The following is a 6,981-nucleotide window of genomic DNA, read 5'->3' as shown; positions in this document are numbered from 1 at the left end:
AAAAAGGGTTCCAAATCTATTGCCCCGCAGTTCCAAACCTCGCGGCCCGCTTCAGCGGCCCGATGACGAGCGGTATCTCTCGCTGTCCGACCTACATGCCGCGACCCTGGCGCGGGCGGATCGGGCCACGGCCCGCACGGTGGAAAGCCGTGCCATTCGCGTCGAGGCGTCCCGAGACAATGCCGAGCGCCTGACCCTGACCGTGCCGGGGCAGAATGACCCGATTGCACCCACGCACTGGTCGTTCGGCCAGATGTGCAGCCTGGTTGGTGCCCCGTCTTCCTATCTGCGTAATCTTCCTGCCCCGTTGGCGGCGATCAACCTGCAGCACGGGCTGCTGTCGCACCGCGCCGAACTGGTCAAGACGCTGGAGACCGAGGACGGGCGTGTGGAACTGCGCGCCGTGACCGGTCCGGATTATGGCCGCATCTGGGACCACGAACTGGTCGGCGCGGTGCGCAAGATCGCCGGCGATGGCACGGGCGATACCAATTGGAAGGTGCCGGGTGTGATCGACTGGGCCACCATGACCCATAATCCCTATGTGGACATCACCAAGGAAACCACGACGCTCTACGCATCGGATCGCGATGTGTTCCTGTTCCTCGTGGACGATACGCACCCGATCGAGGCTGGCCGCCTGCCCAATGGCGACCCCGATCTCTATTTTCGGGGTTTCTACGCCTGGAATTCGGAAGTCGGCAGCAAGAGCCTCGGCATCGCCTCCTTCTACCTGCGCGGAGTATGCCAGAACCGCATGTTGTGGGGCGTGGAAAATTTCGAACAGATCACGATCCGGCATAGCAAGTTCGCCGCCTCGCGTTTCGTGCATCAGGCGACACCAGCCCTGCGGAATTTCGCCACGGCCAGCCCGGCCTCGTTTGTCTCCGGCATCCAGGCGTCACGCCGGGCGCTGGTGGCGAAGAATGACGAGGATCGGGAAAGTTTCCTGCGTCGTCGCGGGTTCTCGAAGCCGGAAACCGCGAAGATCATCGAAACCGTGCTGCATGAGGAAGGGCGCAAGCCCGAGAGCGTGTTTGATTTCGTGCAGGGGATCACGGCGCTGGCCCGCACCAGGGCCAACCAGGATACGCGGCTCGATCTGGAGGAGAAGGCCCGCAGGCTGATGGAGCGTGCTTCCTGAAAGCCGATTTTCTGTCTTTCTGCCAATGCGTCTTTACGAGCCCGGCCACTGCGCCGGGCTTTTTCGTTTCGGGAGTTCTTCCGATGGCCGATTTCTTCACGCATTTTTCCTGTGTGCTCGATGTGGGCACGGTGGACAATGCCGCCAAGGCGCTCGACCTCTACAATGAATTCATGGACGAACTGGCGGCGGAAGATCCGCCCTCTGACGGTTTTGTCCTGTCGATCGTGCCTGAATATGGCGGCACGAAGCTCTGGATGCACGATGAGACGACCGGCGATCCGCAGCAGGTGGTGGAATTCGTGCTGCGCTGCGCACGGGCCTTCCGGCTGCGGGGTCGATGGGGGTTCCAGTGGGCCAATACGGCGTCCCGTCCCCGGATTGGCGCCTTCAGCGGTGGCGCGCATCTGCTTGACCTTGGCCGGCGCAGGACGATTTCATGGATGACCACCGATCGCTGGCTGGCGATTGCCCTGGACGGAGGCAATCCCGACACAGGAGGGTACGGCGATGACCTTGCATGACGCGGGCGATCTCGCGCGTCGTCTGGCGGAGAACGCGGAGGCGGTGTGCCGGCGGTATCTGTCCGCCGGTCGCCGTCACGGCAATTACTGGCTGGTCGGCGACGTGCGCAACACCCCCGGCCGGTCGCTGTTTGTCCGGCTGCACGACACCGCCAACGGCAGGGCAGGAAAATGGACCGACGCACAGTCGGGCGAGCATGGCGACCTGCTCGACCTGATCCGCGAGAGCCTCGGCCTGGTGGATTTCCGCGACGTGGCCGACGAGGCGCGTGCCTTCCTCAGCCTGCCGCGTCCTGATCCGGTGCTTCTGTCGCGGGATCGGCCTGCCCGTGAGCGTGGCGCTGTCAGTTCCTCGGAAGCTGCACGTCGGCTCTGGACCATGTCCGGGCCGATCGCGGGTACATCCGTAGAAGCGTATCTCCGTAGACGCGACATTACGCTTTTGCACGGAACCGAAGCCCTGCGCTTCCATCCGCGCTGCTATTATCGCCCGGACGAGCACACTTCGACCGAGACCTGGCCAGCGATGATCGCCGCCGTCACCGACCTCGATGGCACCCTGACCGGTGTGCATCGCACCTGGCTGGCGGCAGAGGGTCGTGGCAAAGCCCCGGTCGATCATCCGCGTCGTGCCCTGGGCGGGCTGCTCGGCCACGCCGTGCGTTTCGGGGTGGCATCCGACGTGCTCGCTGCCGGGGAAGGCATCGAGACGGTGCTGTCGCTGCGGCAGGTTCTGCCCGATCTGCCGCTGGCCGCCTGCCTGTCCTCAGCACATCTCGCGTCCCTGATCTTTCCACCGCTGCTGCGCCGGCTCTACGTTCTGCGTGATGACGACCCGGCCGGGGATCAGGCGCTGGCGACGTTGCACGCCCGCGCGGATGACGCCGGGATCGAGTTGATCGGCCTGTCGCCACGGCTGGGCGATTTCAACGACGATCTCCGTGCCCTCGGACGCGGCGCGTTGCGGGCGATCCTGCATCCGCAACTCGCGCCATCGGACGTGGCACGGTTTCTGGAGGCCGCCGCCACCTGAGCGGGCCGGAAAGAAGGGCGGGCGGTTTCCGTCTTCTGTCGGCGGTCCTGTCCTGCCTCCCGTCCGGCAGGCCCGCGCCCCGGCCTTTCTGGAGGGAAGCGGGCGTCAGCCGGGCCGGGCCTTCAATGGCGGGAGCCGGCTATTTTCCGTCGCGCCCCTTTGGGGCGCTTTACATCGCGAAGCAAAATAGCCGGCCCCTACCATCCTTCGCTGTGCTGCGGCCGCGCGCCAGCGCGCGGTTCCGGCCCGTCCCTGGTCTGCCGCTACCCGCCCCCGGAAAGGCCGCGAAGGGCGCGGCCGGAGACCTGGGAGGACCGCATCATGACCCGCACCGATGATTTTGAACCGCCGCACGCTGCTTCATCCACCGCCCATGTGCTGGCCGAACTCCAGATGTATGGCTACCGTCCCTTCGAGGCCGAGCCGGACCCCAGGCCGCTACCCGAAGCGCATAGCATCGGGGGCGCGGTCGCCGACATCTTCGACGCCATCGCCGCGACCCTGACCGACACGCGGCTGGAACCCGATCTCGAGGCGCTGCTCTGGTCCACCGTGAACATCTTCCACCGCATGGTTGGCCAGGTCGAACGCGAGCTTGACCGTAACGAGCAGGCGCAGAAACGCAGCCAGCAGGAACAGGATGGCAGCGAGATCCGCTCGGTGGAACTGGAGCGGTTGATCGGCGAAGGACTGACCCTGATTGAGCGTCGCAACGCCTATGAAATCTTTCGCGACGAGGCGCAGGAGCAATTCGAACGCCTGACCCTGAGCGCATGGCGGCCGAAGACCGGCTCGCTGGTCTCACGCCGCACCATGACGGCCTCCATGATCGATAGCCGCGACTTCCTCAACGCCCGTCGTAAGGCTGAGGGCGAATTGCTGGTGCCGCCCGGTCCCAAGGTGGTCGTCACTGGCGGCCTGGATTTCGACGACCATATCCTGATTTGGGACCGGCTGGACAAGGTCCGTGCCAAGCATCCCGACATGGTGCTGCTGCACGGCGGCTCGCCCAGGGGCGCGGAGTTCGTCGCGTCTCGCTGGGCCGACCACCGCGAGATCGTGCAGATCGCCTTCAAGCCGGACTGGACGAAGCATGCCAAGGCAGCGCCCTTCCGTCGCAACGATGCCATGCTCGATACCCTGCCGATCGGCGTCATCGTCTTCCCCGGCACGGGCATTCAGGAGAATCTGGCCGACAAAGCGAAGCGCCTCGGTATCCCAGTCCTGCGGTTCGGAGGCGGCGCATAAGCGCCGTCTTCAGTCCGGATCGCCCGTGACCGCGATCCGCGCTGAACGGGCATAAAAGGCCAGTTCAGTATCGCCGGGCACCAGAAGATCGAGCAGGCCCTTCATGTCCTGCATGTCCGAATAGGACTGAAATGGCCCCGGTTGCCGCTCGATCGCCAGCACTGCAATGGCGAGCGCCTTCTTGACCAGATGCAGTTCGCGTCCCGTGATTTCCGCCATGACGTTTTCTCCGTGCGAGGAGATAACGATGCACGTCTGCATGCCGGACGCCAGTATGATTCTCGTTCCGTCGACATATCGTTTTCGCTATGATGCGACCGCGCCGTGGTGGTGGTGGCAGGCGCGACCGTCAGATCATGTCATCTTCACGGGAGCCGCCACCATGGTGATCTTCGCACCGTTCCTGATCGTCGCCGGCATCGGTTTTTTCTGCTGGCTCATGTTCACGCTCGCGGTCTTCGCCTTGCCGTTTGCCGGCGGTCTGTATGCCGGGCTCTGGGCACTTCATACCGGTGCCGGCGTGATCGGCGCCCTGATCGTCGGCGTCATGGCGGGCATTGCAACTTTCATGGTCGGCCAGATCGCACTCGCCTGCGCACCATGGCTCTGGCTGCGAGGGCTGATCGTCCTGCTCTACACCGTGCCCGCCATCATTGCCGGTTATAGCGCCACCCACGGCCTCGCCCAGATGATGATGCCGTCCGCCGTCTGGCAGCTCTTCTTTTCGGTGATCGGCGCCATCGCGGTCGGCATCACCGCGTTCGTCCGCTTTACCGGCATGGCCCCGCCCGAACCGGCCGGCGGAAGCATCGCGCGGGTCTGACGGCCTGCGCGGCAACCGGAGGCAGGCCTGGATCAGGCACTTCGTGGAGATGCGCGTCCTTTCGTCATGAGAAAGGCGGGGTGTGGCGATAAAGCCTGGCGCATCGTGCATCCGTCCCTGATGGTCCCTCTTGCGGGGCTGCCGGCTCAGGACCGTTTTCCTGTTCTGCGCGCGTTGACGAAAACAGTGGCCAACGCGGTGTGCCCGCAGGGCACGCGCCCACGAGAACGGGTCATGGTCACGGCCGGAACGGCCAGGTGACGATGCCTGGCTTTTTCCCTGCCGGATCCTGCACGTCGAGGGGGCATCATGTCCTCCGTGATGTGCGCTCTGTCGGGCCGCGCACGCATACGGCCTCTGAAAATGGCTGATCTAGCCGGAGGGCGGCTTCGCCTCGATCGGCTGTGGCGCAACAGCGGGCCATAATTTTCTTCCCCTGACGGCTGCGCCGTCATTCCTCGCGAAACAAGAAAATTCCGTCCCGCCGTCCTCCGCTGCGCTTCGGTCCCTACGGGATGCGCCGCCGCTCGCCTCCGTCTGTCCGATCGCCATCGAGGCCGCAATGGTGCGGGCTCGATAACAGAGATCACGGAGCAGTATCATGGCCACCATCGGCACCTTCAGGAAGACCGGCAACGAATATGTCGGCGAAATCGTCACCCTCTCGGTTCAGGTCCGCAATGTCCGTATCGTTCCCGACACCGGACGCCAGAGCGAGAACGCCCCCAGCCACAGGGTGTTCGTCAACAGGGCCGAGATCGGGGCGGCCTGGTCCAAGCAGTCCAACGAGGGACGCAGCTATCTGGGCCTCAAGCTGGATGATCCGAGCTTCAACGCCCCGATCTTCGCCAATCTCTTCAACGACGAGGACGGCGAGACCTACAGCCTGATCTGGTCCCGCCCCAACGGTCGCCGCAACGGCGACTGAAGGCTCCTGCGATCCCCGCCCGGCCGGTCCGGGCGGGGCCTTCGTGGTGGCGGCCGGAACGGAAGGGTGGGCGTGGCTTATCGTCCGCGATCCGATTCGCCTGTCTTCGGGTGGGTAGGGGGAACAGAGCTTCCCTCAGTCTTCCCATTGTACCATGCCCGGCGTGAACTGCCTCAAGGACGCGCGGTCCCCCCAATTTTGCCCGGCGCACCCTACGGGCACACCAGACAAAATCGGCTCCCCCGCGCGCCGCTGGCGCGGTCGCCTGCGGCGATCCCTGACCCGGCTCCCGCGTGCATGAGCCGTCCGTCCTGTCTTCGAGAAACGAAAGGAGCAGGACGATGACCACGCTACACGACCACATCCAGATGCTGCGCGCCGAACTCACCAGCTACGCACTCAGCCGCCGCGAGCGGGCACAGATCGAGCGCGAACTGAAGCGGGCATGCGCGCAATTCGCGGCGGACCGCTACGATGAGACACCCCCCGCATAGAGCGGGGGGCTTTTCGTATGGTCGCCCGTACCTTCGGACATCCAGACGCCGATTCCGCTTGGCCATCATCCTGAAAGAACGTTGTTGAATCTCTCTAACGCGACTATTATAGTCGTATTTCTGGTGTGCATGCCCCGCGTGTCGGATGTGATCATGGATGATCACTGGCCGACAGGTAAGGGCGGCACGGGCACTCCTGAACTGGACACAGGAGATGCTCGCTGAAAAAGCCCTCGTAGCACTGACCGCGCTCAAGCGCCTCGAATCCGAACGCGGTCTCGGCGTCCATGAGGGCACGACCGACCAGGTCCGTCGCGCGCTTGAGGCGGCGGGCATCCTGTTTATCGAGTCCGGACAAGGGCGCGGCGTCATGTTTCTTAACGAGACTTCCGGTAATGAAACGCGGCAGGCTAGGGTGCGTCGCGTTCGTTCTCCGACCTGATCGGCCCCATCATGCAGAAGCCCCCGCTCGACCTGCCCGTTGCCGACAGCGCTCCGGAAGCGTCCTGTCTCACCGGCTACGACGAACAGCACCTCATCACCTATCTGCGTCTGCTGGACGCCGAGGCCGACGGTGCGGACTGGCGCGAGGTCGCCCGGATCGTGCTCCACCGCGACCCGGCGGCCGATCCCGATGGTGTCCACCGCTGCTGGCACAGCCATCTGGCTCGGGCGCACTGGATGACCAAGCATGGCTACCAGCATCTGCTGCGTGGCGGCGCCCCCCACTGATACCCTGAATCGTTGCGTAATCCGCAAGACCTGTTGCATTGCCGGGGCGTAGCGG

The 6,981-nt window shown here is 64.6% G+C and carries 10 protein-coding genes; 9 read left to right on the top strand and 1 reads right to left on the bottom strand.

The genetic code is table 11. The features are described from left to right. Positions 1 to 19 precede the first annotated feature (19 nt). The 4 genes from ABF821_RS03150 (at position 20) to ABF821_RS03135 (ending at position 3,949) form a co-directional block, all read left to right on the top strand. Positions 20 to 1,144: a DUF932 domain-containing protein gene (locus ABF821_RS03150; RefSeq protein ID WP_415528996.1), complete on the top strand. Its 1,125-nt coding sequence runs from the start codon at positions 20 to 22 to the stop codon at positions 1,142 to 1,144. 83 nt (positions 1,145 to 1,227) lie between these two features. Further along, positions 1,228 to 1,668, top strand: coding sequence for a hypothetical protein (locus tag ABF821_RS03145; protein ID WP_182974271.1), 441 nt, complete (start codon positions 1,228 to 1,230; stop codon positions 1,666 to 1,668). Continuing rightward, on the top strand, positions 1,655 to 2,701 hold the full coding sequence (locus tag ABF821_RS03140; RefSeq protein ID WP_415528991.1) for a toprim domain-containing protein: 1,047 nt from the start codon (positions 1,655 to 1,657) through the stop codon (positions 2,699 to 2,701). Before ABF821_RS03145 ends, ABF821_RS03140 begins: the two co-directional genes overlap by 14 nt. A gap of 321 nt (positions 2,702 to 3,022) precedes the next feature. Next, complete coding sequence (locus tag ABF821_RS03135; RefSeq protein ID WP_182974273.1) at positions 3,023 to 3,949, top strand: DUF2493 domain-containing protein; 927 nt, start codon at positions 3,023 to 3,025, stop codon at positions 3,947 to 3,949. A gap of 9 nt (positions 3,950 to 3,958) precedes the next feature. On the opposite strand, the gene ABF821_RS03130 is transcribed toward ABF821_RS03135, so the two are convergent. Continuing rightward, a complete protein-coding gene (locus ABF821_RS03130) occupies positions 3,959 to 4,168 on the bottom strand; it encodes a hypothetical protein (RefSeq protein ID WP_182974274.1) in 210 nt (69 codons plus the stop codon). Positions 4,169 to 4,331: 163 nt separating this feature from the next. Here ABF821_RS03130 and ABF821_RS03125 point away from each other — a divergent pair, with 163 nt between their 5' ends. The 5 genes from ABF821_RS03125 (at position 4,332) to ABF821_RS03105 (ending at position 6,926) form a co-directional block, all read left to right on the top strand. Next, complete coding sequence (locus ABF821_RS03125) at positions 4,332 to 4,772, top strand: hypothetical protein (protein WP_182974360.1); 441 nt, start codon at positions 4,332 to 4,334, stop codon at positions 4,770 to 4,772. A gap of 601 nt (positions 4,773 to 5,373) precedes the next feature. Further along, entirely contained in the window at positions 5,374 to 5,700 is a 327-nt protein-coding gene (locus ABF821_RS03120; protein WP_041249219.1) for a DUF736 domain-containing protein, read from the top strand. A gap of 341 nt (positions 5,701 to 6,041) precedes the next feature. After that, entirely contained in the window at positions 6,042 to 6,194 is a 153-nt protein-coding gene (locus tag ABF821_RS03115) for a hypothetical protein (protein WP_182974275.1), read from the top strand. A 157-nt stretch (positions 6,195 to 6,351) separates the two neighbouring features. Beyond that, the gene (locus tag ABF821_RS03110; protein ID WP_182974276.1) at positions 6,352 to 6,636 is read left to right on the top strand and encodes an XRE family transcriptional regulator; all 285 of its coding nucleotides are present in this window, start codon (positions 6,352 to 6,354) and stop codon (positions 6,634 to 6,636) included. 11 nt (positions 6,637 to 6,647) lie between these two features. Beyond that, positions 6,648 to 6,926 carry a DNA -binding domain-containing protein gene (locus ABF821_RS03105; protein ID WP_182974277.1) on the top strand — a complete coding sequence of 93 codons (279 nt, stop codon included), beginning with the start codon at positions 6,648 to 6,650 and terminating at the stop codon, positions 6,924 to 6,926. Positions 6,927 to 6,981: the final 55 nt, after the last annotated feature.

Origin of the sequence: Gluconacetobacter sp., assembly GCF_047721585.1 — a bacterium.
Taxonomy (GTDB): domain Bacteria; phylum Pseudomonadota; class Alphaproteobacteria; order Acetobacterales; family Acetobacteraceae; genus Gluconacetobacter; species Gluconacetobacter dulcium.
Note: the sequence above shows the minus strand (reverse complement) of the source record. Positions and strands in the feature narration are given on the sequence as shown.